Source organism: Mycobacterium simiae, from assembly GCF_010727605.1.
GTDB lineage: Bacteria > Actinomycetota > Actinomycetes > Mycobacteriales > Mycobacteriaceae > Mycobacterium > Mycobacterium simiae.
The window spans coordinates 3,292,117-3,317,753 of record NZ_AP022568.1 but is presented as its reverse complement, the minus strand read 5'-3'; the positions used below and the strand labels follow the sequence as shown (position 1 = coordinate 3,317,753).

24 protein-coding genes, 4 tRNA genes and 1 pseudogene are annotated in these 25,637 nt (G+C 65.1%); 18 read left to right on the top strand and 11 right to left on the bottom strand.

Annotation, left to right across the window (positions count from 1 at the left end):
* Nucleotides 1–27 precede the first annotated feature (27 nt).
* The 5 genes from G6N33_RS15510 to G6N33_RS15490 all read left to right on the top strand — a co-directional run bounded on the left by G6N33_RS15510 (nt 28) and on the right by G6N33_RS15490 (nt 6,560).
* A complete protein-coding gene (locus G6N33_RS15510; protein WP_044508455.1) occupies nt 28–855 on the top strand; it encodes an alpha/beta hydrolase in 828 nt (275 codons plus the stop codon).
* Nucleotides 856–892: 37 nt separating this feature from the next.
* Nucleotides 893–2,506, top strand: a complete 1,614-nt coding sequence (gene mdlC, locus G6N33_RS15505; protein WP_044508456.1) for a benzoylformate decarboxylase — start codon at nt 893–895, stop codon at nt 2,504–2,506.
* A 10-nt stretch (nt 2,507–2,516) separates the two neighbouring features.
* Nucleotides 2,517–4,343 (top strand): FAD-binding oxidoreductase, encoded by a 1,827-nt coding sequence (locus G6N33_RS15500; RefSeq protein WP_101528638.1) that lies wholly within the window; start codon nt 2,517–2,519, stop codon nt 4,341–4,343.
* 4 nt (nt 4,344–4,347) lie between these two features.
* On the top strand, nt 4,348–5,259 hold the full coding sequence (locus G6N33_RS15495; protein ID WP_081662090.1) for an alpha/beta hydrolase fold domain-containing protein: 912 nt from the start codon (nt 4,348–4,350) through the stop codon (nt 5,257–5,259).
* A gap of 62 nt (nt 5,260–5,321) precedes the next feature.
* Complete coding sequence (locus G6N33_RS15490) at nt 5,322–6,560, top strand: cytochrome P450 (protein WP_155945910.1); 1,239 nt, start codon at nt 5,322–5,324, stop codon at nt 6,558–6,560.
* Nucleotides 6,561–6,709: 149 nt separating this feature from the next.
* On the opposite strand, the gene G6N33_RS15485 is transcribed toward G6N33_RS15490, so the two are convergent.
* The 3 genes from G6N33_RS15485 to G6N33_RS15475 all read right to left on the bottom strand — a co-directional run bounded on the left by G6N33_RS15485 (nt 6,710) and on the right by G6N33_RS15475 (nt 7,016).
* Nucleotides 6,710–6,786, bottom strand: a tRNA-Phe gene (locus tag G6N33_RS15485).
* A gap of 35 nt (nt 6,787–6,821) precedes the next feature.
* Nucleotides 6,822–6,895 (bottom strand) — tRNA-Asp (locus G6N33_RS15480).
* 48 nt (nt 6,896–6,943) lie between these two features.
* A tRNA-Glu gene (locus tag G6N33_RS15475) sits at nt 6,944–7,016 on the bottom strand.
* A gap of 136 nt (nt 7,017–7,152) precedes the next feature.
* Between G6N33_RS15475 and G6N33_RS15470 the strand changes: the two genes are divergently transcribed.
* Together G6N33_RS15470 and G6N33_RS15465 are read left to right on the top strand one after the other, a co-directional pair.
* Nucleotides 7,153–7,228, top strand: a tRNA-Lys gene (locus tag G6N33_RS15470).
* Nucleotides 7,229–7,394: 166 nt separating this feature from the next.
* Nucleotides 7,395–8,201, top strand: a complete 807-nt coding sequence (locus tag G6N33_RS15465; RefSeq protein WP_044512431.1) for a TIGR04255 family protein — start codon at nt 7,395–7,397, stop codon at nt 8,199–8,201.
* Nucleotides 8,202–8,210: 9 nt separating this feature from the next.
* Here the strand turns inward: G6N33_RS15465 and G6N33_RS15460 are convergent, their stop codons facing one another.
* Complete coding sequence (locus tag G6N33_RS15460) at nt 8,211–9,110, bottom strand: SAM-dependent methyltransferase (protein WP_044508459.1); 900 nt, start codon at nt 9,108–9,110, stop codon at nt 8,211–8,213.
* 119 nt (nt 9,111–9,229) lie between these two features.
* Between G6N33_RS15460 and G6N33_RS15455 the strand changes: the two are divergent.
* Nucleotides 9,230–9,742, top strand: a pseudogene (locus G6N33_RS15455) (nucleoside deaminase).
* Here G6N33_RS15455 and G6N33_RS15450 read toward each other — a convergent pair.
* Nucleotides 9,739–10,803 (bottom strand): oxygenase MpaB family protein, encoded by a 1,065-nt coding sequence (locus G6N33_RS15450; protein WP_044508460.1) that lies wholly within the window; start codon nt 10,801–10,803, stop codon nt 9,739–9,741. The pseudogene G6N33_RS15455 and the gene G6N33_RS15450 sit on opposite strands and share 4 nt — an antisense overlap.
* A gap of 68 nt (nt 10,804–10,871) precedes the next feature.
* Between G6N33_RS15450 and G6N33_RS15445 the strand changes: the two genes are divergently transcribed.
* The 5 genes from G6N33_RS15445 to phoU all read left to right on the top strand — a co-directional run bounded on the left by G6N33_RS15445 (nt 10,872) and on the right by phoU (nt 16,884).
* Nucleotides 10,872–11,483 (top strand): TetR/AcrR family transcriptional regulator, encoded by a 612-nt coding sequence (locus G6N33_RS15445; RefSeq protein ID WP_101528639.1) that lies wholly within the window; start codon nt 10,872–10,874, stop codon nt 11,481–11,483.
* A 159-nt stretch (nt 11,484–11,642) separates the two neighbouring features.
* Nucleotides 11,643–12,665, top strand: coding sequence for an acyl-ACP desaturase (locus G6N33_RS15440; protein WP_044508461.1), 1,023 nt, complete (start codon nt 11,643–11,645; stop codon nt 12,663–12,665).
* Nucleotides 12,666–12,682: 17 nt separating this feature from the next.
* The gene (gene dusB, locus G6N33_RS15435) at nt 12,683–13,816 is read left to right on the top strand and encodes a tRNA dihydrouridine synthase DusB (RefSeq protein ID WP_044508462.1); all 1,134 of its coding nucleotides are present in this window, start codon (nt 12,683–12,685) and stop codon (nt 13,814–13,816) included.
* Between the two features lie 218 nt (nt 13,817–14,034).
* Entirely contained in the window at nt 14,035–16,158 is a 2,124-nt protein-coding gene (locus G6N33_RS15430; RefSeq protein ID WP_044508463.1) for an LCP family protein, read from the top strand.
* Nucleotides 16,159–16,215: 57 nt separating this feature from the next.
* Complete coding sequence (phoU, locus tag G6N33_RS15425) at nt 16,216–16,884, top strand: phosphate signaling complex protein PhoU (protein ID WP_044508464.1); 669 nt, start codon at nt 16,216–16,218, stop codon at nt 16,882–16,884.
* 4 nt (nt 16,885–16,888) lie between these two features.
* Here phoU and pstB read toward each other — a convergent pair whose 3' ends face one another.
* The 6 genes from pstB to G6N33_RS15395 all read right to left on the bottom strand — a co-directional run bounded on the left by pstB (nt 16,889) and on the right by G6N33_RS15395 (nt 22,613).
* A complete protein-coding gene (gene pstB, locus G6N33_RS15420) occupies nt 16,889–17,665 on the bottom strand; it encodes a phosphate ABC transporter ATP-binding protein PstB (protein WP_044508465.1) in 777 nt (258 codons plus the stop codon).
* Nucleotides 17,666–17,678: 13 nt separating this feature from the next.
* Nucleotides 17,679–18,593: a phosphate ABC transporter permease PstA gene (pstA, locus tag G6N33_RS15415; protein WP_044508466.1), complete on the bottom strand. Its 915-nt coding sequence runs from the start codon at nt 18,591–18,593 to the stop codon at nt 17,679–17,681.
* Nucleotides 18,590–19,552, bottom strand: coding sequence for a phosphate ABC transporter permease subunit PstC (pstC, locus tag G6N33_RS15410; protein ID WP_044508467.1), 963 nt, complete (start codon nt 19,550–19,552; stop codon nt 18,590–18,592). The genes pstA and pstC overlap by 4 nt, the downstream gene beginning before the upstream one ends.
* Nucleotides 19,553–19,661: 109 nt before the next feature.
* A complete protein-coding gene (gene pstS, locus G6N33_RS15405) occupies nt 19,662–20,777 on the bottom strand; it encodes a phosphate ABC transporter substrate-binding protein PstS (RefSeq protein WP_408632729.1) in 1,116 nt (371 codons plus the stop codon).
* 139 nt (nt 20,778–20,916) lie between these two features.
* Nucleotides 20,917–21,846: a mycothiol synthase gene (mshD, locus tag G6N33_RS15400; protein ID WP_044508468.1), complete on the bottom strand. Its 930-nt coding sequence runs from the start codon at nt 21,844–21,846 to the stop codon at nt 20,917–20,919.
* Nucleotides 21,843–22,613: a winged helix-turn-helix transcriptional regulator gene (locus G6N33_RS15395; RefSeq protein ID WP_101528640.1), complete on the bottom strand. Its 771-nt coding sequence runs from the start codon at nt 22,611–22,613 to the stop codon at nt 21,843–21,845. The genes mshD and G6N33_RS15395 overlap by 4 nt, the downstream gene beginning before the upstream one ends.
* A gap of 186 nt (nt 22,614–22,799) precedes the next feature.
* Between G6N33_RS15395 and lmeA the strand changes: the two genes are divergently transcribed.
* From lmeA to G6N33_RS15375, 5 genes are all read left to right on the top strand, one after another.
* Nucleotides 22,800–23,612, top strand: coding sequence for a mannan chain length control protein LmeA (gene lmeA / locus G6N33_RS15390; RefSeq protein WP_044508470.1), 813 nt, complete (start codon nt 22,800–22,802; stop codon nt 23,610–23,612).
* Nucleotides 23,613–23,652: 40 nt separating this feature from the next.
* Nucleotides 23,653–24,075, top strand: coding sequence for a thioredoxin family protein (locus G6N33_RS15385; protein WP_044508471.1), 423 nt, complete (start codon nt 23,653–23,655; stop codon nt 24,073–24,075).
* A 5-nt stretch (nt 24,076–24,080) separates the two neighbouring features.
* Nucleotides 24,081–24,200: an Ms5788A family Cys-rich leader peptide gene (locus tag G6N33_RS27990; protein ID WP_408632728.1), complete on the top strand. Its 120-nt coding sequence runs from the start codon at nt 24,081–24,083 to the stop codon at nt 24,198–24,200.
* A gap of 93 nt (nt 24,201–24,293) precedes the next feature.
* Complete coding sequence (locus tag G6N33_RS15380) at nt 24,294–24,764, top strand: DUF4395 domain-containing protein (protein WP_044508472.1); 471 nt, start codon at nt 24,294–24,296, stop codon at nt 24,762–24,764.
* Between the two features lie 38 nt (nt 24,765–24,802).
* Nucleotides 24,803–25,636, top strand: coding sequence for a sulfurtransferase (locus tag G6N33_RS15375; RefSeq protein WP_044508473.1), 834 nt, complete (start codon nt 24,803–24,805; stop codon nt 25,634–25,636).
* Nucleotide 25,637 lies beyond the last annotated feature (1 nt).

Below are 25,637 nucleotides of genomic sequence, written 5' to 3'. Positions count from 1 at the left end.
CCACTCGCGCCAGCCACGATTCATGTCATGAACGCCGCCCCTGAGCAGACCATCGTTTTGGTCCACGGCCTGTGGATGACACCGTTTGCGTGGGAGGACTGGGTCGCGCGTTACCGCGCTCGCGGTTTCACCGTCCTGACACCCGGCTACCCCGGCGTGGCTCCCGGCCCGGGAGGGGTCGCCGCGCTGCGCGAAAATCCGGCACCCTTGGCCGACCTCGGGGTGCGGGAGGTCGTCGACCACCTCGCCGAGCTCATCGAGGAACTCGCCGAGCCGCCGATCTTGATGGGCCATTCGTTCGGCGGCACCTTCGTGCAGCTCCTGCTCGACGCCGGTTATGGGCGGGCCGGGGTGTCGATCGACGGTGCCGCTGTGAAAGGCATTAAAGCGCTGCCGTTCTCCGAGGTCCGGGCTACATTTCCGGTATTGAGTAACCCTGCCAACCTGCACCGCGCGGTGCCCATCACAGCCGAGCAATTCCATTACGCGTTCACCAACACACTCACCGAAGCCGAATCCGCGAACGCCTATGAGCGGTACGCGGTTCCGGTACCGGCGCGCATCTTGTTCCAGGGCGGCCTTGCCAACGTCACGCCCCACGCGGCCACCACATACAACTTCGCCAACGACGACCGCGCGCCACTGCTGTTCATCGCCGGCGGCCACGACCACATCCTGCCGCCCGCAGTGCAGCACGAGAACTACACGGAAAACGCCAAACACTCGGCCGCGATCACCGCCTACAAGCTCTTCCCTGAGCGAGACCACTTCACTTGCGGCGCACCGGGATGGGAAGAAGTCGCCGACTTCGCCTTGAGCTGGGCGCTGAACCCCGTGCCCGGGGAACTCGACTGACTCCTCTCACACCTTCGTCCGAAAGTAACGGCCATCCATGACCACCGTGCGCGACGCCATCATCGACCTGTTCCGCTCACACAATTTGACCACCTGGTTCGGCAACCCCGGCTCGTCGGAATTGGCTCTGCTGCAAGACTTTCCCGACGACTTCCGCTACTTCCTGGGCCTGCAGGAGATGATCCCGGTCGGGATGGCCGACGCCTACGCGCAAGTCACCGCCCGCCCGGCCCTGGTCAATCTGCACACCGCCCCGGGCATGGGTAACGCGCAAGGCCAGATCTACAACGCCTACGTCAACAAGACACCGCTGATCATCACCGCGGGCAACCAGCGCCGCAACATGCAAAACCAGTACTGCCTGCTCACCAATCACGAACCCACCACCACACCAAAGCCATTCGTGAAATGGGCTGCCGAGCCAGCCATCGCCAGTGAGTCACCGGCCGTCCTGGCTCGGGCGATCCACCTGGCCACCACCCCACCGATGGGACCGGTGTTCGTCTCGCTGCCGATGGACGACATGCCGGTCGAACTGACCGACGACCAGCTCGCCGATATCGCGGTGGTGCGCGATCGCACCGTGACCCACGCGACGGGTTTTCCGACCGAGCTGGCCGAGCAGGTCGGTGCACAACTCGACGCAGCCACCTCGCCGGCGATCATCGTCGGCGGCGACATCGACCGCTACGACGCCTATGACGCGGTGATCGAGCTGGCCGAGCGCACCGAATCACCCGTCTACACCGCGCCTTTGACCGGCTGGAGTGGGTTCCCGGAAAATCACCGGCTCTATCACGGCGCGCTACCCCCGGGGGCGGGCTGGATCTCTGGGCTTCTCGCCGGCCACGACCTGATCCTCACGATCGGTACGCCGGTGTTCCGCTATTACCCGTTGGTGCCCGGGCCGTACCTGCCTGAGGGTGCTCGCTTGATCCAGATCACCAACGATCCCGACGAGGCCGCCCGCGCCCCCGTCGGCGACGCGATTGTCGCCGACATTCGCACCGCCACAAAGGCGTTGGCGGCGGCGGTGAAACCCACTCAGCGCTCCGCGCCCGCGCCCCGCGCCGCGGTCCCCGAGCGGATCTCGGAGCAGGTACCGCTCAAGCCCGCGGATCTGTGGACCGCCGTCGCTCACGCCGCACCCGCGGACACGCTGTGGGTCAGCGAAGCCGGCAGCAACGAGATCGCCATGACCAACAGCATCCGTCCGGGCAATCCACGGTCACATCTGTCGGCCGCCGGCGGTGGGCTCGGCTGGGGCCTGCCAGCATCGGTCGGCGCGCAAATCGCGGCCCCCGATCGTCCGGTCGTGTCGTGCATGGGTGACGGCTCCATCCACTACGCGATCACCGCGCTGTGGAGCGCGGCACGCTACAACATTCCCCTCACGGTAGTGGTCGCGTCCAACGCCGAATATGGCGTGGTCAAAGAATTCGGTGTCTGGGAAAAGACCCCGAACGTTCCCGGACTCGACATCCCCGGCCTCGACATCGTCGCGACCGCAGCCAGCTACGGCGTCGACGCCCACGAAGCACAGAGCTCTGACGAGGTATACGAGTTGATCAAAGCCGGCATCGCCGACCGCGACCGACCCACCCTGATCAACGCCCGCACGACACCCGTGCCCGGCGGATTCGGCAGCTAGGAGACATCTAGTGGATGACGCGATCGTTTCGGCGTTTGCCGAAGCACTTCATGGCGGCGACGCGGTAGCCATTGACGATGCTACACTTGCCGAAAACGCCAAAGACTATTGGGGTTTCGGCCGACAACCCGGGCTGGTGTTGCGTCCGCGCAGTCGCGACGACGTCGTCGCCGCAGTCAAAGTTGCTGCTGCACACCATGTTTCGTTGGTCGCCCGCGCCGGCGCATCGAATTGCAGCGCCGGAGTCATGGCCGGGGCCGACCGCGCGGTGCTCGATCTGACCCAGATGAACCGGGTTCTCGACATCAACCCGACTGCCCGCACCGCCCGGGTACAGCCCGGTGTCATCAATTTCGATCTTCAGCAGCAGCTAGCCCCGCACAAACTGGTGTTCTCCCCCGACCCGGTCTCGGCACATCTGGCAAGCATCGGCGGCAACATCATCGAAAACGCCGGTGGGCCACACGCTCTCAAATACGGCGTCACCTACAACCACGTCCTCAGCGTCGAAGCGGTTCTGGCTGATGGCACCGTGATCAACCTCGACGCGGCCGACGACGGCCCGGACCTGCTCGGGATTCTGATCGGCTCGGAAGGCACCCTGGCGATCCTGACGGAGGCGACCGTCGCGTTGCGACCCATTGCGCCGGTCACGCGCAGCCTGATGGGCAGCTTCACCACCGCCCGGGCGGCAGCCGAAACCATCTCCGCGATCATCCACACCGGCACGGTGCCCGCGGCGGTCGAATGGCTCGACCGAGCCGGCATCAACGGCCTGCAGCAGTTCACCGACACCGGCTATCCCACCGACGCCGACGCGATCGTGCTCATCGACGTCGACGGGACCGCGGCCGAAGTCGACTGCGACGCCGCGATCGTCGAAAAGGTGTTGCGGCAACACGCCACCGAGGTGCGCCGCGCCGACGACGATGAAGCCCGCGCCAAGCTCTGGTATGGACGCCTGCACGCCCCCGACGCCGTCGTGCACAGCGGCAAGGGCTTCTTCATCGGTGACGTCACCGTCCCACGCCAACACATTCCGGAGATGCAGCAGGCCATCCAGGACGCCGCCAAACGACACTCCGACGGCCTGCTGTTCATCGCTGTGACCGGCCACGCCGGAGACGGGGACCTCCATCCGACGACCTTCTACGACAAGGACAACCCCAACGCGGCCACGGCGTTGGAGGCCGCCAATAACGAAATCATCGAAGCAGCACTGAAACTCGATGGCACCATCACCGGCGAGCACGGTGTCGGCACCGAGAAGATTCAATTCATGACCAAACGCTTCACCCCGGTCGAGATCGCCGCTCAGCGCATCCTCAAGCAGGTCTTCGATCCCGCGCAGACCTTCAACCCCGGCATCATGTTGCCCGACGTCTCGCCAGAAGAGCCCGCGCTGCCGGCATTCGAAGCCGCCGTGCGCGCGGCGCTCGAGGGCCAGCCGAGCTCCGCGCCCCACGCCGACGGTGACGACACCACGGTCGAGGTCAACACCGGCAACCTGAACCTTGTGGTCGGCGCAGCGGTCACGCTCGCCGATCTGTCGCGCACACTCCACGAGCAAGGTGTGATTTGCCCGGCCATCCCGACCGAGGGCCTCGACCGTACCGTCGGCGAAGTGATCGCCAACGCAACCGGCGAGGAACGCCTCGAGGTGCGCCACGGGCTGCTCGGCGTCGAGGTTGTCCTGCCCGACGGCGCCGCGGCCCGCTTCGGCGGCCAGAACATGAAAGACGTCGCGGGCTACGACACCAAACGGCTATTCATCGGCGGCAGAAATGCATTCGGGACGATCACCAGCGCTGTCTTCAAGATTGCGGTCGTACGGTAGACCGATGTCTTGGCAGATGCATGCCATCGCTACCTACGGGCGACTCGTCCGCCGGCCTCGCACCTATGCAACGGAGCGGAGCGCGCGCGCTTTTCTCAACCGGGCCAAGAAAAGCGGCAAACCACCCTCTCGGGTCGCAACGTCCGCTCGTTACCACCTGACCAGCACCACCGTGAGCGGGTTCGGTTGCTACACAGTGCAATCAGCGGGCGGAGAACCCATTCCTGAACGCGGACCGTCGGTGATCTACGTCCACGGGGGCGCCTACGTCAACCAGATCGAACCCGCGCACTGGAAACTCGTCTGCTCGATCGCCGACGCGACCCGACGCCCCGTACACGTCCCGCTCTACGGACTCGCGCCGCAGCATCATGCCGACGAAGCGGTCCAATTCGTCGGGCAGGTGATCAGCCGAGCCGCGCACAATGGGCCCACGTATCTGGCCGGCGACTCCTCCGGTGCCGGCCTCGCGCTCGCCGCGACCCAGGCGACCATCAGCGCCGGCGCCACCCCGCCGCTGGGGCTCACCCTGATCAGTCCCTGGCTCGACATCGCACTGACCAATCCCGCCATCCCGACCCTGGCCAAGCGCGACCCCTGGCTCGCGGTTCCCGGCCTACGTGAGTGCGGCCGCGTGTGGGCCGGACACCTCGCAGCGGATGATTACCGGGTCAGTCCCATCTTCGGTGCGCTGGACAACCTTCCACCGATCGACCTCTACATCGGCGACCGCGACATCTTCGTCGCCGACTGCCGTCGGCTGCGGGACAGCATTGGCACCAGCCGCATCACCTACCATGAGCAACCCGGGGCAATTCACGTCTACCCGCTGCTGCCCGTTCCGGAAGCCAAGCCCGCCCGCCGTGCACTGTTCAGCCACATCGATGCCGCCCTCATGAAAAGTGAGGAACTTTGACGAGTCGCACAGCGGCCCTCCCGCACACCAGCACACTGGAGAGCCTGCGTTTCACGACGCTGGTGGCGCTGCCCAATCTGGCCGAGGGGCTTTTCAGCCGCCGGCGCACGGTCACCGCCGCGCTCGGCCGGGCCGGTGTCGCCCGTCGCGCACACCGGCTGCTCGCCGCGCTGCACCGGCGCTACGGTAATGGACCTATCTGGGTGAAAGTCGGCGGCAAGCCCACGCTGCTCGTCTTCGGCCCGGATCAGATCCGCTTCGTACTCTCAGGTGCGCCATCGCCTTTCGCGTCCGACCCCGAACCCAAACTCTCCGGAATGAACAAATTCCAACCGCACGCCCTGACCATCTCACGAGGCGACCATTGGGCGGACCGCCGCCGCTTCACCGAGGCCGTCCTGGCGCACGCCACCGGTAACGGCGCGATCGCCCACCGCTGCGACGCCGTCACGGAGGAGGAAGCCCGAGCCCTGCCCGACAATCTCGACTGGCCACAGTTTCACAGTGCGTTACAGCGAATCGCGCGGCGAATCATTCTCGGCGACAACGCAGCTGACGATCAACAGTTATCGGCGCAACTCGTGACGCTGATGGCTAAAGCCAACCCGCCCGGCAAGGGAGATCCCGAGCTTTTCGACACCTTCCTGACCGCGCTGAACCGCTACGTTCAAGCCGCGGATGCACACGGTCTGGTCGGACAATTCGCCGCAGCGCCCGTCTCCGATATCACGTTCCCGACCCATCAGGTCATCCACTGGATGTTCGCGATGGGTGACACCCTGGCTATCAATCTCTGGCGTTGTCTAGCGCTGCTGGCCACACACCCTGAGGTTCTTCTCCACGCGCAGAAAGCAATCGAGGAAAACACCGCTCACGACTACCTTCTCGGCTGCCTATCCGAAGCAATGCGCCTCTGGCCCAGCACCCCCGCCCTCGCGCGAACCCTGACCGAGCCCACCGAGTGGGACGGCGAGACTGTACCCGCGGGAACACAAGTCATGATCGTCAACACCTTCAACCACCGCGACACCAGCCGTTTCCCCGATGCCGACCAGTTCAAACCCCTCGCATGGATCGAAGGGCCCGCCCAATCGTCGTGGTCGTTCAACTTCTTCAGTCACGGCCCGCAAGCATGTCCCGGAGCCGACCTGGCGTTGCGACTCGGCGTCGCCGTATTGACAGCGTTACTCGGCGAGCGCACACCGGCAACGACCGACGCCACACTCAACCCACATAAACCGCTGCCTCTCACGCTCGACCAGTCGCGTGTCAATTTTCGCTTGAAACCGCGGCACCGCTGAGCGCCTTCCCGGCCGACGCGACGGCGCCTCCGGCGCCGACCTTCGCTACGTCCAGAAGGCCGACCAGCTCAACGACGTCGCCAAGAACCAGGCGAACGGACAAGACCAATCCGATAGAGTGCCGGCACCGCGTCCGTGCAGCTAAAGCCTGGTGGCCAGGGCCGGGATCGAACCGGCGACCTTCCGCTTTTCAGGCGGACGCTCGTACCAACTGAGCTACCTGGCCCGGAAGGCACCGATAACGTGCCTCGCCTTCATGGGCGACCCTGACGGGACTCGAACCCGCGACCTCCGCCGTGACAGGGCGGCGCGCTAACCAACTGCGCCACAGGGCCTTGCTTACCTGCATATAGTGCTCGCTCCGACGTCGCCGCCGTTGCGCGTACCCCCAACGGGATTCGAACCCGTGCTACCGCCGTGAAAGGGCGGCGTCCTAGGCCACTAGACGATGGGGGCCAGTCCGAATCACTCCGGGGGTACTCGCAACGCAACTTGCGTTGGGAGCCACGCCAGCTTAGGTCACCGCAGGCCCAATCCTCAAACGAGGAGTGTTCGAGCCCCGATTCGGGTGCAAGTATCCTGAATCTTCGCCGCCCCTATAGCTCAGTTGGTAGAGCTACGGACTTTTAATCCGCAGGTCCTAGGTTCGAGTCCTAGTGGGGGCACCAAAGCGGTGTATGACGTCGGCTGATAGTTGACATTTTGTCTTCGGGTGATGCCTGACAGTGTTTCGGTTGATGCTTGACAGTTGCTTCGGCTGATCCGTGACACTCCGTGGATGAGGAGTTCAGCGTGGCCGAGGAACGGTACGTCCGCCCGCCGGGCGGCTTGGCTATGCTTCGCGAGGTGAGCGTCGATCCGAGCCGACAGAACGCGCCTGTAGCCCTGGTAACGATGGAAATCCGGCACCCGGCAACGGATGCCCTCACCGAGGGGTCGAGCCGGGAGCTCAAACGGTTTCTGGCTGACGAGCTGCCCATCGAACGGCCAGCTCAGGACGTCACGTGGGGCATGGGCCCGGGCGGAAGCCCGGTGCCGACCGCCGAAAACTTCGTTCGCTACGTCAACCGGGACAGCACCCTGGCCGCGTCGATCAAGACTCAGGCAGTTGTCGTCGAAACCACCGCCTACAACGGGTTCGAGTCGCTGTGCGACGTGGCGATGCGGGTCGTGGACGCCCGCGCCCAGGTGTCCTCGATCGTCGGGGTGGAACGCATCGGGCTGCGCTACCTGCTCGAGATCCGAATCCCGGCCGACGAGCACGGCCGCATCGAATGGAGCGAATGGATCTCCGAGTCGCTGCTCGGTCCACAACGCGTGACCCCCGGCGGGCTGACCCTGACCGAGTGGCAGGGCGCCGCGGTATACCGCGAGCCGCAGCCCGGCAAATCGATGATCGTGCGCTACGGCCCGGGCATGGGCCAGGCGCTTGACCCGAACTACTACCTGCGGCGCACCCTGCCTGCCCAGCCCGGACCGTTTTTCCAGTTGGACATCGACAGCTTCTGGACACCGGTGGCGTCCATCCCCGAATACAACCGTGACGCGGTCCGCGCGACCTTCCACAACCTCTACGAGCCGGCCCACGCCGTGTATCGGGAGCTCGTCACCAGCCCCCTGCACGGCGACTTGCCGCGCTGACGTCCGCCGCTATCGCGAGAGCACCGCGCTGCTGTAGGTCACGTCGGCGAAGGCCGCCGCGACCTCATCGTCGGGATAGTGAAAACCGTTGGCGGCGTGCAGCTCTTTGACCGTGCGCGACGACACTTCCCAGCCGCGCTGTTTGACGTGATCGACGAGATGACTGCGCTGGCCGTGGTAGACGAGATCGTTGAAATCCACCTCGAACCCGTACTCGCTCATCCGCTCGTGGTGCGCACGCCACCGCGGGTCGGCGAAAACCGCTGTGTCCGGGACGAATTCGAACGCCAGCCGACTGCCCGGGGCGCTGAGTTCGGTGATGTTGTCGAACAGCGCGTCCTGCGCGTCGTCCGGCAGGTACACCACCAACCCCTCCGCGCTCCACGCCGACGGCGCCTTGGGGTCGAATCCCGCCGCCTGCAGCGCGGTTGCCCAATCGTCGCGCAAGTCGACCGCGACCGTACGTCGCTGGGCAGTGGGCTCCGCACCCAGATCGCTCAGGGTCTGGGTCTTGAACTCGATCACGTCCGGCATGTCAACCTCATAGACGACGGTGCCCGCCGGCCATGGCAACCGGTAGGCCCGCGCGTCCAGCCCGGAGGCGAGGATGACCGCCTGCGTGATGCCGCCCCGGGTGGCGTCGAGGAAGTGCTGGTCGTAGAAGCGGGTCCGGGTGGCCATGGCTTCGGCGGTTCGCCGCGGGTCAAAATCGGAGCCCTCGCCCACCGGGATCTCCCCGTTGACCATGCGGACGTACACGTCGATTCCGACCGCACGCACCAACGGCGCGGCATAGGGGTCGTCGATCAGCTTCTCGTCGTTGGACAGCGCCCGCTGCGCGGCCACCATGGTGGCCGTCGCCCCCACACTCGTCGCGAGATTCCAGCGATCGCTTTCGGTGCGGGCCATGTGCTCTCCTACGTCAAAGACCAAAAATATAGATAAGCTAGTTATTACCACAGCGCCGATCGCCCGCCCCGGCGGGACTACTCTGCGAACTACCTGATCCCGTGCGCTTCGGAGGAACCGTGACCGACTTCGCCGAACGCACCATCGAGCTGGCTCGCCGTAACGTCGCTGCGGGTGGCCGTCCATTCGCAACGGTGATTGTCAACGACGGCGCGGTCCTGGCCGAGAGCGCCAACATGGTCGCCCAAACCAACGACCCCACCGCGCACGCCGAAATTCTCGCTATCCGAGCGGCATGCGTGAAGCTCGGAACCGAGCACCTGGTCGACGCCAGCATCTATGTGCTGGCGCACCCATGCCCAATGTGTCTGGGCTCGCTGTACTACTGCTCCCCCAAGGAAGTCATCTTTTTGATCACCCGCGACTCCTACGAGCAGTACTATCTCGATGACCGGAAATACTTTGAGGTGTCAACGTTTTACGACGAATTCGCGAAAGACTGGGACTAACGCCGGCTGCCGATGCGTTACGACCCCCGCGACGCCGCCGTGGACGTCTACCGATTCTGGCATGAACGCAACGGCGGGCAACGTGCGTCGACGATTGTCCCGCCGGCCTCGAGCGGACTTTAGGAAACCTCAGGGCAGTAGTGCATGGGATTGCTGCGCTCGTCCAGCGGCGGCAGATTGCGTGCCGGGGTGTGAACGAGCGGCGCGTCGGTCCGAATCCGTCCGGCGGCCCGATCCAAGCCCGCTCGCGCCCGCGGATGTTTGCGGAATCGTGTTGGCACACAGGCGAAGACGACGCGGACCAAGTTACCGAGGCGTCGGTGTAGCCATTCGTCGCGGCGGGACCACCGGTAGCCCATCAGCCGGCGCACCGCAGGATCGTAGAGGCCAACGGTGAACCACACGAAGAACGGCGCCAGCAGTTTGCGCTGTGCGGCCCATAGGCTATCCGGAAGCCATTGCGCGAAAGGAGGTTTGGGCAACTCCGTCAGGTCCAGCACCGCGCGGGCGGCCCAATTGTCCTCTAACACGTTGTTGCACATATGGTCCCAGTAGGCCTGGAACTCCTCCCACGACGCCGGAACCGGCCGCATGCTCATCCCGTACATCCGGTACCACTGGACGTGTTCGTCGAACAGCTGCCGCTTCTGATCTTCGGTCAGTCCCCCGCAAAAGCGTTCTGCCACAATGATTGTCCCGACGAAGAAGGTGGCGTGCGCCCAGTAGAACACCTCGGGGTTCAGTGCGTGGTATCGACGCCCCTGCGCGTCGACACCCTTGATGTTGATGTGGTAGTCACGCACCTCGGCGCCGGTGTTCGGGGCCCGGTCCCCGTCGAAGACCACTCCGCCGATCGGATACAACGACCGCAGTAACCGCGGCCAGCGTTCGCGGAAAAACGTCGAGTGATCGATGACCGCGGCCCCGAGCTGGGGGTGCATGTTCTGCATCGAGCCCGCCCACGGCCCCTGCAACATGCCGCGCCAATCGCCGAAGTAGCGCCATGTCAAAGACTCCGGACCAAGGGGGGTCGGCGGCGCCTGATACCCCGCCGGAGACACCGGGCACCCGCCCGCGACGGCGTCGGAGGCATCGGGTCCAATTGCCACCCCGCCTACCGTGGTCGTGTCGCTACCAGCTTCGGCGCTGGTCAGTGGGCAGGTCGCGGACGTATCTTGGGTCACTGTCGGGTTTCCTCATTGTGTCCGAAATTCTGACTACGAGCGTTGTCAATTTTAAGCTTAGGAGCGATGTGCAGACCAGTCAACGACGGGGCCGTTGGTCGGGCGTCCCCCTGGAAAGTCGCCACGCCCTTCGTCGCGACAACCTCATTGCCGCCGGCGTACAACTACTGGGCAGCGAGCGCGGGCCCGCGCTCACCGTCCGCGCAGTGTGTCGCAAGGCGGCATTAACCGAGCGGTATTTCTACGAGAGTTTCTCCGACCGTGACGAATTCGTCCGCGCGGTGTACGACGATGTCTGCGCCCGCGCTATGACGGCGCTCACATCGGCGGATACTCCGCGTGAAGCGGTCGAGCAATTCGTCGAGCTGATGGTCGACGATCCGGTGCGCGGACGGGTGTTGCTGTTGGCGCCGGCCGTCGAGCCGATCCTGACCCAATCGGGCGCCGAGTGGATGCCCAGTTTCATCGATCTGCTGCAACGCAAGTTGTCCAGCATCGGCGATCCCGTCCTGCAGAAGATGATCGCCACCAGCTTGGTCGGTGGCCTGACGAGTCTGTTCACCGCGTACCTCAACCGGCAACTCGGAGCGACCCGGAAGCAATTCATCGACTACTGCGTGAACATGCTCTTCAACACCGCCGCGCCGTATGTTCCGCCGACGGAAGGGGTATCCGAGTAGCAATTCCGTCCGGTCGCCAACGGCCGTCTCGGTGGCCTCCCGAACAAGCATGGGACGTAGGCCAAACCGTGACCTCGGCGCGCGCGGCGGAAACTTGATGCTACTGACCGACACAGATATATTGACTGCAACCACGAGACACAGATAACTGGGGGAGTCATGCCAGCCGAACTGACTGACCTGCAGCTTTTGCATGAGCTTGAGCCGGTGGTCGAGAAGTACCTGAACCGGCACCTCTCCATGCACAAGCCGTGGAACCCGCACGACTACATCCCGTGGTCGGACGGCAAGAACTTCTACGCGCTCGGCGGACAGGACTGGGAGCCGGGACAGTCCCAACTTTCTGATGTCGCTCAGGTGGCGATGGTGCAGAACTTGATGACCGAGGACAACCTGCCCTCATACCACCGCGAGATCGCGATGAACTTCGGCATGGACGGCCCCTGGGGACAGTGGGTCAACCGCTGGACGGCGGAGGAGAACCGGCACGGCATCGCGCTGCGCGACTACCTGGTCGTCACGCGCGCGGTGGACCCCGTCGAACTGGAGAAGCTGCGCATCGAGGTCGTCAACCGCGGCTTCAGTCCCGGCCAGAACCACCAGGTTCGCGAAGACCTGTTCGCGGAGAGCCTGTTTGATTCCGTCACGTACGTGACGTTCCAGGAGTTGGCGACTCGGATCTCGCACCGCAACACCGGCAAGGCCTGCGACGAGACGATCGCGGACCAGCTGCTGGGCAAGATCTCGGCCGACGAAAACCTGCACATGATCTTCTACCGCGACGTCACCTCGGCCGGGTTCGAGATCGCACCGAATCAGGCGATGAAGTCGCTGCACAAGGTGTTGCGCAACTTCCAGATGCCCGGCTACCAGGTGCCCGAATTCCGGCGCAAGGCCGTGATGATCGCCGTCGGCGGCGTCTACGACCCGCGCATCCACCTCGACGAAGTCGTTTTGCCGGTGCTGAAGAAGTGGCGCATCTTCGAGCGCGAGGACTTCACCGGAGAGGCCGCCGAGCTGCGCGAGGACTTGGCGTTGCTGATCAAGGAACTCGAACAGGCCTGCGAGAAATTCGAGGTGTCCAAGCAGCGCCAGCTGGAGCGGGAAGCCCGCACCGGCAAGCGCACGACCGCCTTCGAACTGCACCAAACCGCCGGCAAGCTGGCGATGAGCCGCCGGTAGTCGGACCGGACACCGCGTTGCGTATCGGCCCCATCACGCTCGCCAGCCCGGTGGTGCTGGCCCCGATGGCGGGTGTGACCAACGTCGCATTCCGGACGTTGTGTCGCGAACTCGAGCAAGCCAAGGTCGGCACGGTCAGCGGGCTCTACGTCTGCGAGATGGTGACGGCGCGCGCCCTCGTCGAGCGGCATCCGGTCACCATGCACATGACGACGTTCGCGCCGGACGAATCACCCCGTTCGCTGCAGCTCTACACCGTCGACCCGGCCACCACCTACGCGGCGGCGAAGATGATTGTCGACGAAGACCTCGCCGACCACATCGACATGAACTTCGGCTGCCCGGTGCCCAAGGTCACCAAGCGCGGCGGCGGTGCCGCGTTGCCCTACAAGCGGCGGCTGTTCGGCCAGATCGTGGCGGCCGCGGTCCGCGCGACCGAAGACGCCGACATCCCGGTGACCGTGAAGTTTCGGATCGGTATCGACGACGAGCACCCGACGCACCTGGACGCCGGCCGGATCGCCGAGGCCGAAGGCGCCGCGGCCGTCGCCCTGCACGCCCGGACGGCGGCCCAGCGCTACAGCGGCACCGCCGACTGGGAGCAGATCGCCCAGCTCAAGCAGCACGTGCAGACCATCCCCGTGCTCGGCAACGGCGACATCTACGACGCCAGCGACGCCCTGACGATGATGGCCAGCACCGGCTGCGACGGTGTCGTCATCGGCCGCGGATGCCTAGGCCGGCCGTGGCTGTTCGCCGAGCTGTCGGCCGCGTTCACCGGCAGCCCCGTCCCCGCGCCGCCCACCCTCGGAGAAGTCGCCGATATCGTCCGCCGGCACGGCGAGTTGCTCATCGCGCATTTCGGCGAGGACAAGGCCATGCGCGACATCCGCAAGCACGTCGCCTGGTACCTGCATGGTTTTCCGGCCGGCTCCGAGCTGCGCCGCGCGCTGGCCCTGGTCAAGACATTTGACGAGCTGAACGCTCTGCTGAATCAGCTCGACACCGCGATCGCATTCCCGGACGCGGCGAACGGACCGCGGGGCCGCCAGGGATCCGCCGCTCGGGTGGCCCTACCCGACGGCTGGTTGGACGACCCTGACGACTGCACGGTGCCGGCCGGGGCGGACGTGATGCACTCCGGCGGCTGAACCCCGCTCGAAATCGCGCCCGGGCCGATAAGTCAGTACGATGTGGACCTTGCTGGATTGCGCGTGGGCGGCGGTTCGGTTTGTCGGCCACGTAGGGGCTACGAAACACAGCGTGACCTGAGGGGCAGCGAAGTTGCAGCGCTTGGCAGGGCGCTGCGGTGATTTGACGCACGGACATCACTGACGGCGGCATCAACGCTTCGGAGGCGAGTAAGGACATGGGTGACGGCGAGGTAGACGCCACTCTGGGCTATCGCCGCTCCAGCGACCGGCCACCGGCCGGCTCCGTCGCCTTGGGTGCGGCGCCGTGGGAGCGGTTCTCCGAGCCGCCGCCCGACGACACCGTCCACCGCTGGCAAGTCCCGCAGCCGGCCGCACCAGCCCCCGACGAACCTGACGAATCCGACGAGTCACCGGAGCCCAGCGGAAACCACGCGTCGGGCGCAATCAGCGTCGCCGACCTGATCGCCAAAGTCGGCGCCGACACCGGCGGCCGCCGTCACCGCCGCGCGGCGTTCGACGACGACGAATTCTTGGACGACGAATTCTTGGACGCCGAACCCTTCGACTCCGATTCCTTCGAGTCCGACGCGGACCTGTTCGTCGCCATGCAGGACACCCAGGTCATCGATACTCCGGCCTATTCGCTCGCCGTCGCGGAGATACCCGAACTCGAGTCATCGGCCTCCCCGACCGACGACGAGGCCGAGCCGGCTCCGACCCCGCGTAAGCGGTTCCGCCGGTCGAAACCTGTCGAGGAGCCGAAACCCACGTCACGCCGTCGGGGCATGCTGGTCGCCGGGCGTTCGCTGGCCGCGCTGGTGGCGGTCCTGGCACTGGCCCTGACCGGCGGCGCCTGGCAGTGGAGCGCGTCGAAGAATCACCGGCTCAACATGATCAGTGCGCTCGACCCGCACTCCGACGACATCGTCGACCCGAGCGGACAGTACGGCGACGAAGACTTCCTGATTGTCGGCATCGACTCCCGGTCGGGCGCCAACGCTGACATGGGCGCCGGGGACACCGAGGACGCCGGAGGCGCCCGCTCGGACACCGTGATCCTGGTCAATATCCCGGCGAACCGCAAACGGGTGGTGGCCGTCTCGTTTCCCCGGGACCTCGCGATCACCCCCATGCAGTGCGAAGCATGGAACCCTGACACCGGAAAATACGGGCCCCTCTACGACGAGAAGTCGAAGACGTGGGGCCCGAAGATGGTCTACACCGAGACCAAGTTGAACTCCGCGTTTTCCTTCGGCGGTCCGAAGTGTCTGGTGAAGGTAATTCAGAAGCTATCCGGGCTGAGCATCAATCGATTTATCGCCGTCGACTTCGCGGGCTTCGCCAAGATGGTCGAGGCCCTCGGCGGTGTGGAGGTGTGCAGCAAGACGCCGCTGCACGACTACGAGCTCGGCACGGTGCTGGAGCATTCGGGACGTCAACTCATTGACGGCCCGACAGCGCTGAACTATGTGCGGGCGCGTCAGGTCACCACCGAGTTCAACGGTGACTACGGCCGGATCAAACGCCAGCAGTTGTTCCTGTCGTCGCTGTTGCGTTCGCTGATCTCCGAAGACACCCTGACCGACCTGAACAAGCTGAACAACGTGGTCAACATGTTCATCAGCAACAGCTACGTGGACAACGTGCAGACCAAAGACCTCGTGCAACTGGGCCAGTCGCTGCAGGGCATGGCGGCCGGTCACTTCACATTCGTCACGGTGCCGACCGGCGTGACCGACCAGAACGGCGACGAACCGCCCCGCACGGCCGGCATGAAAGCGCTCTTCAGCGCCATCATCAACGACGATCCACTACCCCAAGAAAACGACCAGAACGCCGCGAGCCTGGGCAATAACCCCAAGTCGGGGCCGACCACTGCCCCCACCACAAAGCCGTCGCCGACACCCGCTCCCGAGGCGCGCCGCGAGCAGGTAACGACGACCTCGCCCGAGGACGTCACCGTGCGCGTGTCGAATGCGACCGCTCAGAGTGGGCTTGCCGCGACCGCCACGAACCAGCTCAAGCGCAATGGCTTCAACGTCATGTCGCCGGATGACTACCCGAGCCCGCTGACGTCGACAACGGTGTTCTTTTCGCCCGGCAACGAGCAAGCGGCCGCGACGGTGGCCTCGGCCTTCGCCAACTCGAAGGTCGCGCGGGTGTCCGGCTACGGGCAGGTCGTCCAGGTGGTACTTGGGCCCGACTTCCAGTCGGTTAGCCCTCCCGCGCCCAGCGGCTCGTCGCTGTCCGTGCAGATCGACCGCAACCCAGGCAGCACACCCACCAAATTGCCCGACGACCTGACGGTGACCAACGCCGCCGATACCACCTGTGAATAACGGCATTTCGCCGCGCTAGACCGCCGTTTTCGACGCCGAGAAAGTAGGCTTGGCGACATGCGGACCGCCTACCACGAGCAACTCTCGGATTTATCCGAGCGGCTGGGCGAAATGTGCGGGCTGGCCGGGGTGGCCATGGAGCAGGCTACCCAGGCGCTGTTGCAGGCCGACCTCGTCCTTGCTGAGCAGGTGATTTCCGGACACGAACTGATTGCGCGGCTCAGCGCTGGCGCCGAAGAAAGCGCTTTCGTGTTGCTGGCGCTGCAGGCACCGGTGGCCGGTGATCTCCGCTCGATCGTCAGTGCCATCCAGATGGTCGCCGACATCGACCGCATGGGCGCCCTGGCGCTACACGTCGCCAAAATCGCCCGCCGGCGGCATCCACAGCACGCACTGCCCGAGGAGGTCAACGGCTACTTTGCCGAAATGGGCAGGGTGGCAGTCGAATTGGGTAACAGCGCGCAAGAGGTGGTGCTATCCCGCGACCCGGAGAAAGCGGCGCGGATACGCGAAGAAGACGACGCGATGGACGACCTGCACCGCCACTTATTCTCGGTGCTGATGGACCGGGAGTGGCGCCACGGCGTGGCGGCCGCCGTCGACGTGACGTTGCTGGGGCGGTTCTACGAACGCTTCGCCGACCACGCGGTGGAAGTCGCCCGGCGCGTCATCTTCCAGGCGACCGGCAAATTGCCCGAGGACGAGGCAACGTCCACGACGCCGTAGGACCTCAGCCGAAGCGGCCCGAAATGTAATCCTCGGTCGCCTTTTGCGAGGGGTTGGAAAAGATCTTTTCGGTGTCATCGATCTCGATGAGCCGACCGGGCTTGCCCGCCGCTTCCAGGTTGAAGAACGCCGTGTGATCGCTGACCCGGGCCGCCTGTTGCATGTTGTGCGTGACGATGACAATCGTGTAGTCCTGCTTCAGCTCACTGATCAGTTCCTCGATCGCCATCGTCGAAATCGGGTCCAGTGCCGAGCACGGCTCATCCATCAGCAGGACGTCGGGTTGCACGGCGATGGCCCGCGCAATGCACAACCGCTGCTGCTGCCCGCCGGACAGTCCACCGCCGGGCCTGTTCAACCGGTCCTTGACCTCATCCCACAGGTTGGCGCCGCGCAACGAGTGCTCGGCGACCTCGTCGAGCAGCTTGCGATTGCGCACCCCTTGAAGCTTCAGACCCGCCACCACATTGTCGCGAATCGACATGGCGGGGAACGGGTTCGGCCTCTGGAACACCATGCCGATCGCGCGGCGCACACCGACCGGGTCGATGCCGGAGGCGTAGATGTTCTCGTCGTCGAGCAAAACGGTGCCCTCGACGCGAGCCCCTGGGATGACCTCATGCATCCGATTCAGTGTTCGTAGCACGGTCGTCTTACCGCAGCCTGACGCTCCGATGAACGCCGTCACACTGCGCGGCAGAATCGACAGTGTCACATCCGCGACCGCCTGAAACGATCCGTAGTAGATGTTGACGTCTTTCAAGTCCAAGCGCTTGGCCACCCAGCACTCCTCCTTAGGACTTTTTGGGAGCAAACATCATTGAGACGACCCTGGCTCCGATATTGATCACCGCGATCAGCAAAATCAGTGTCAGCCCCGCTCCCCACAGCCGCTCCGTGGGTACCGGGTTGACGCCCGCACCGGCCGCCGTCTGATTGAACATCATGCCAGGCAGCGTTCCCATGAATCCTCTGAGTAGGTCGAAGTTCATTGCCTGCGAATAACCCACCAAGATCAGCAGCGGTGCCGTCTCGCCCATGACTCGGGCCACCCCCAGCATGACACCGGTGATGATGCCCGACAACCCGGTCGGAATCACAACTCTGACAATGGTTTTCCACTTCGGGACACCCAGGGCATAACTGGCCTCGCGGAGTTCTGTCGGAACTATCCGCAGCATCTCCTCGGTTGTGCGCTCGATCACCGGAAGCATCAACAACACCAACGCCAGCGACACCGCGAAACCCGAACGGGGCAGCCCCAGCGTCGCCACACACAGCGCGTAAATGAACAACGCCGCCACGATGGAGGGGACGCCGGACAGGATGTCCACCATGAAGGTCGCCACCCTGCCCAGCCGGGTGCTGCCGCCATACTCGACCAGGTAGACGGCGAGCATGACACCGATCGGGACCGAAATCGCCGCGGCCACCAGTCCCTGCAGCACGGTGCCGACGATCGCGTGATACGCGCCGCCGCCGGGCAGAAACGGTGTTATCCCCGCTTGGGAATGCGTCCACCACGTCGAGGAGGCGACCGCGCGGTACCCCTTCGCGATCACCGCGTACAGCAGCCACAGCAACGGGGTCAGCGCGATCAGCATCGCCACCGAGACCAGCACGGTCGCAACGATGTTGGCGGCCCGCCGGCGCCGGCCGAGGCGGGACAGCCTGCGCGCCTTGAGCGGCCGATCGAAGATCGAGGTCATCGCCGGCCCCGGACGGAACCGGCAACGACCCCACGCGCGACGGCGTCGATCACGAAGGTCAACAGGAAAAGCACCAAACCCGCGGCGATGTACGCGCCGGCCTTGTAGCGGTCGTTGAATTCCCATGCTGTCGCGGCGATCTTGGTGGCGAACGTCGAGCCACCGTCGAACAGCGACCAGCCGAACGCCTTCTGGGTGCCACGCAGGATGATCAACAGCGCGACCGTCTCCCCCAGCGCACGGCCCAGGCCCAGCATTGCGCCGCTGACATATCCCGACCGCCCGAAAGGCAACACCGTGGTCTTGACCACCTCCCATCGGGTCGCCCCGAGGGCGAGCGCGGCCTCGATCTGTTCATCGGGTGTCTGCATGAAAACCTCGCGGGTAACCGCGGTGATGATGGGCAAGATCATCACCGCCAAGACAAGCCCCCCGGTGAAAATGGTGCCGCCGCCGGCCGCTGACGCGCTGCCGTCGGCGAACAGGAAGCACCAGCCCAGCGAATGGTTCAGCCAGGTCGCGACGGGTCGCAGTTGCGGCGCCAGCACGTAAAGACCCCACACGCCGTAGATGATCGAGGGCACCGCGGCCAGCAAGTCGACCGTGTAGGCAAGCGCTCCGGCAAGTCGTCGCGGCGCGTACTGACTGAGGAAGATGGCGACGCCCAACCCGACCGGCATGGCCAGGATCAGAGCGAATATCGACACGAACACCGTCACCTGCAGCAGGTCCAGGATTCCGAAGTGCATGGCCGAGGTGTCCACGGTGACCCAGTTGCCGCGATAGGTGAAGAAGTTCTCCTGGTTGCGCTGCAGGGCCGGTATCGCACGCCAGAGCAGGAATCCGCCGATCGCGATCACCAGGACCGCGATCAAGGCCCCGGTAGCCTCCGCCAACCGGCGAAACGTCCGGTCCCCGAACCGCGGTGACGCGTCGTTCCACGGCGGGATCGGTAGCATCGGCGCCCGCGTCGACGACCGGGCGCTGTCCGCGGCCGAACTCGCAGGGCCTGGATCTGGCGTCGTCACTGTGAATCCGTCACTTCTGCTGTCGCTCTCGGCTCCAGGGCTACTCCATCGCGTCGATTGCGGCGATCAGTCGCTCCTTGACCTTATCGGTCACTGGGATGTAGCCGGCCGCCGAAAGGCTGTCCTGACCGGCGTTCGCGGCCACGGTCAAAAAGGACTTGATTGCCTGGGCGGTCTGCGGGTCGTACCCCTTCGAACAGACGATCTCGTAGGTCACCAGCACCAACGGGTAGGCGTTCGGCTGCTGATTGCCGTACATCGAGTTGAGGTTCAGCACCAAGTCGTTGCCCCCTTGCACGAACGTGGCGGTGTTGATCGCGTTACTCGTCGTCGCGGTAGTCAGTGGGACGACACCGCCACCGGTGGCGATCTGTGCGTAGGGCAGGCCGGCCTGGTCGGCGAAACCCTTCTCTACGTAGCCAATCGCACCATGCATCGTGCGCACGGCCTGGATGACGCCGGACGACTTCGCCGCACCTTCCCCCACGCCGCCCTGAAATTCGGTGCCGACCCCTTTAGGCCAACTCTGGGGTGCTGCGGCAGTCAGGTACTTCTGCAGATTGTCGGTGGTGCCCGACGAGTCCGACCGGTAGATCGGCGTGATCTTCAGGTCGGGCAGCGTCACCCCGGGATTCAGTCCGGCCAGGACCGGATCACTCCACGTGACGATCTTTCCGGTCAGGATCCGGGCCAGCGCGTCACTGTTCACCGTCAGCTCGGCTATGCCGGGCACGTTGTAGACCAACGCGACCGGTCCGAACACCAGTGGTAAATCCCACGCCGGGTTTCCGTTGCAGCGCTTGGTCGCCGGTGTGATCTGGTCGGCGACCAAAGGAGAATCCGAACCCGCAAAGTCGACGTGCCCGGCGATGAACTGCTCACGACCGGCGCCTGACCCAGTTGGGTTGTACGACACGGATTTTCGTGGACAGTATTGGCCCCACACGTGACCGAATACCGCCATCGCGTTCTGTTGCGCGGTGGATCCTTCGGCCGTCAGCTCGCCTTTGCCGCCGCATGCGACGGTGCCGGCGGGGTTGAGGGTGGTGGCGCCGTGGTGATTGTTGTCGTTGCCACAGGCCGTCAATCCGACGCACGTCATCAGCACTGCCGACACCGCTGCCGTCAGCGCGTTGCCCGCAACGTGGAGCCTCACCGATCTCGCTTTCTGACGCATTCCGTCGCATGCGACCGACGCTCGAAACTATCCGCCGGTGCACCTCGCACGAGGGCGCCTAATCCGTGAACGTGCGGTGAATAATTTGCTGGCACAGTACTTCTGCCCGCGATGTCCGTCAGCCCGGAGCGTACGCGGTGTCGACGCTGTAGGTGGTGAAACCCTGGCGTTGATAGGTCCGCACCGCGGGGATGTTGTCCGACTCGACGTAGAGCAGCACGGTGACTTCGTTTGCGGAGCCGTCGGAGTTCGCCGACCCGGACAGCCGTCGAGCCAGCGACTCAATTCCCACTGCGGTCAACATCTGCCCCAGCCCGCGACCTTGGGCCTCGGGGTCGACACCAAGGACGTACACCTCCCCCAGTCTCGATTGGTCGAGGTGCACCTTGGTCCAGTGAAAGCCCAGCAGCCGTCCCGCGTCGTCGAACGCCAGGAACAACCCTGCCGGGTCGAACCACGGCTCGCTGCGCCGCTCCGCCAGATCGGCCTCCGTCCAGCCGCCCTGCTCGGGATGGTCGACGAATGCGGCGTTGTTGACCCGCAACAGCTCCGCGTCATCGTCGGTACCCGCGTAGGTCCGCACCCGCACGCCGGGCATCGAGTCCACCGGCTCGGGAACCTCGGCAAGCGTGCGCCTCATCTGGACGAGTTCGCGCACCGGAGCCAAATCCAGCGCCGCCGCCGTCGCCTTGGCCGGCTCGAGCGTGCCGTGCGCCCAGAATCGGTTGGTGCCACCGGTTTTCGCGATGGTCGCCCGTGCCATCGCCGCGCCGATACCGCGGCGGCGGGCCCGCGGATGCACCACCATCTCGGCCATTCCGGGGCCGTCGTCGCGCGGCGGACCAAGGTTGAGATAACCCGCGATGGTGTCGTTCGCACTGACCAGCAGATGATCGGTGCGATCGTGTCCGAGTTCGCGCAGTACCTGCTCACCAACGGGCGCAACTCGATCGAATTCGGTTGCCGCCGAGATCAATTCGCGCACACCGTGCTGCTCATCACCGGTCAGTGCGGAGCGCCAGTCAGGCCTCCAGTCCGACCATTTCACTGACTGTGCAACGGGTCGGCCAACGGCTCTTCCAGTTCTTCGGCGTCGGCGTCGTCACCGTCGACGTCGTCGGGTGTCGCGATCGGCGGGCGGCCACGGGCCGGCCGGACGGCCTTGTAGCCGACGTTGCGCACCGTGCCGATCAGCGCCTCGTACTCGGGCCCCAGCTTGGCCCGCAACCGGCGGACGTGGACGTCGACCGTGCGGGTGCCGCCGAAGAAGTCGTATCCCCACACCTCGTGCAGCAATTGAGCGCGGGTGAAGACCCGGCCCGCGTGCTGGGCCAGATACTTCAGCAGTTCGAATTCCTTGTAGGTCAGATCGAGCGGGCGGCCCCGCAGCCGGGCGGTGTAGGTGCCTTCGTCGATCACCAGCTCGCCCAGGCTGACCTTGCCCGCGCTTTCCTGGTCGGCCAGGCCGCCCCGACGGCCCACGACCAGCCGGATCCGGGCATCGACCTCCGCCGGACCGGTGGCGGGCAACAGAATCTCGTCCAAACCCCAGTCGGCGCTGACCGCCACCAGGCCGCCTTCGGCCACCACCGCCACCACCGGAACCGACCGGCCCGCGGTGCTCAGCAACCGGCAAAGCCCGCGCGCCGCCGACAGGTCGGTGCGCGCGTCAACCAGCACCGCATCCGCGGTGCCCGCCTCGAGAAGTGACGATGGTTCGGGCGGCGCCGTCCGCACGGTGTGAGGGAGCAGTGACAACGACGGCAGGACCGGGTCCGGATGCAGCTCCGAGGTCAGTAGTAGTAACTCCAACAAGCCCCTCCAGCTTCGGGGGGAAAGGCATCTCCCAGATTCGCAAGCCACACGGCGTTAGTGGCGAGGTCACCCTACGATAACGTGCTACCTGGCCTTTGTGCGTGCGGATGTTACGTACTGTGAGGCCCACCACCGGGTGTTCGGCCAGAAATCCGCACCGCGCGCCGCAGCGGACTGCGTCACAATATGCGGATGCGCAGGGTGCTGATCGGTGTCATCACGGCGGTATCTGCCGTGGCGGTGATTGTCATCGGTGTTGTCGGCGTCGACTACGGAACCAGCATCTACGCCGAATACCAGCTCTCCCGCAGCGTGCGCAAAGCGGCAAATCTGGGCTCCGACCCCTTCGTCGCGATCCTGGCTTTCCCGTTTATCCCCCAGGCGCTGCACCGCCACTACAACGAGCTGGAGATCAAGGCCAACGGGATCGACCATGCGATGACCGGCACGGCCACCCTCGAAGCGACCATGCACTCGATCGACCTGACCTACGCATCATGGCTGATCAGACCCCACGCAAAGCTTCCGGTGGGCAAGCTGGAAAGCCGCATCATCATCGATTCGACGCACTTGGGCCGCTACCTGGGCATCGATGATTTGATGGTCGAGGCCCCGCCTGCCGAGACCAACGACGCGACCGGCGGCACCACCGAATCGGGGATCTCCGGCAACCACGGCCTGGTTTTCAGCGGCACCCCCAAAACGGCTGGGTTCGACCACCGGGTCAGCATCTCGATGGATCTCTCGATCGCTCCCGAGGACCAGGCGACGCTGGTGTTCACCCCGACAGGCGTGCTCACCGGTCCGGACACGGCTAACCGGGTCGTGCCCGACGACAAGCGTGACGCGGTGCTGCAGGCCTTCGCCACCCGGCTGCCCGATCAGCGCCTTCCATTCGGCGTGGCGCCGCGCACGGTCGGTGCACGCGGGTCCGACGTGATCATCGAAGGCATCACTACGGGAGTAACCGTGACCCTCGATGGGTTCAAACAGTCATGAGCGCGAACGGCAACCTGCCGGGCGAAAGTGAGGAGCGCAAGTGACCACTGTCGTCGTGGCCATCGCGGCGGCCCTTGCATTGGCCGGTCTACTCGGCTGGCTGCTGACGCGTCGGTCCGGGAGCATCACCGAGGTGGCCGCGGACTCGAGCCGGGCCACCGCAGCAGCCACCACGGACCTGGGGCTGTCCACCAGCGGCCCGACGATCGTGCATTTCAGCGCACCGTGGTGCGGGCCGTGCGACCGGGTCCGCCGACTTGTCGAGCAGGTGTGCGAGAACATGGGCGACGTCGCTCATGTCGAGGTCGATGTCGACGCCAACCCGGCGGCCGCGCGCCAGTTTGCCGTGCTATCGCTGCCGACAACGCTGATCTTCGACGTCGATGGGCGGCAGCGGTACCGGTCCTCGGGTGTCCCGAAGGCTGGGGACCTGCGTTCCGCACTCGAACCGCTGTTGGCTTGATCCCAATGTCATTGGGTAAGCTGACCGACGTGTTAGCCCGCATGGAGCTCATGCTCACCAAGCGCCGCGCAGTCGATCTGTGCCGCGTCGCGGGTTGTTGTTGTTGCTGTTGCTGTAGCTGCTGAGTAAGCCGCGCCGCCCGCGCCGCACTCAGACCAGCCCGGAGCCCCCTAGCGTGTCTCCACTTTTTCCGTGCAACAGGCAATGAGGAGTCGTTCGTGTCAAGCAGTAACACCACCGCCACGCCGGACCGCGTCGACGTTCGTGGACCCAGGTTCGCGGCGTGGGTCACCACCGCGGTGCTGGTCGCCACCCTGATCGTGTCGGCATTGCATCCGCTGGTTGCCGCGGTCCTTCTGGGCCTGCAGGCCGTGGTCTTCGCCATCGGTGCCGTCGGCGGCCCGCGCCGGCATCCGTACGGCCGCCTGTTCGCCACCCTGGTGGCACCCCGGCTGGGTCCGGTCAAGGAGCGCGAGCCCGCGCCGCCGCTGCAGTTCGCCCAGCTGGTGGGCTTGATCTTCGCGGTCGTCGGGGTCGCCGGGTTCGCCGTCGGTGCTTCCCTGGTCGGCGTCATCGCCACGGCTTTCGCGCTCGTGGCCGCGTTCTTGAACGCAGCCTTTGGCATCTGCCTCGGCTGCCAGCTGTACCCTCTCGTGGTTCGCTTACGACCGTCTGGCGGTCGCGCGTAACCCCCCCAAACCGCTACGTAGTGAAAGGACCACCCACCATGGCACGTTCCGACGTCCTGGTCTCCGCCGAATGGGCTGAGAAGAATCTCGACGCCGCGAACGTCGTATTCGTTGAGGTCGACGAGGACACCAGTGCTTACGACGACGGCCACATCGCCGGGGCGATCAAGCTCGACTGGCGCACCGATCTGCAGGACCCGGTCAAGCGCGACTTCGTCGACGCCGAGCAGTTCTCCAAGCTGCTGTCCGACCGCGGCATCGCCAACGACGACACCGTCATCCTCTACGGCGGCAACAACAACTGGTTCGCCGCCTACGCCTACTGGTACTTCAAGCTCTACGGCCACCAAGACGTCAAGCTGCTCGACGGCGGCCGCAAGAAGTGGGAGCTCGACGGGCGCCCACTGACGACGGACCCGGTCAGCAGGCCCGCCACCTCCTACACCGCCTCGGCCCCAGACAACAGCATCCGGGCGTTTCGGGATGAGGTCATCGCGGCCATCAACACCAAGAACCTGGTCGACGTGCGCTCCCCCGACGAGTTCTCCGGCAAAATTTTGGCTCCGGCACATTTGCCGCAAGAGCAAAGCCAGCGTCCCGGCCACATCCCGGGCGCCATCAACGTGCCCTGGAGCAAGGCTGCTAACGAGGACGGCACCTTCAAGTCCGACGAGGAGTTGGCCAAGCTGTACGCCGACGCGGGGCTGGACGGCACCAAGGAAACGATTGCCTACTGTCGAATCGGGGAACGTTCGTCGCACACCTGGTTCGTCCTGCAGGAATTGCTCGGGCACACAAACGTCAAAAACTACGACGGCAGTTGGACGGAATACGGCTCCCTGGTGGGTGCCCCGATCGAGTTGGGAAGCTGAT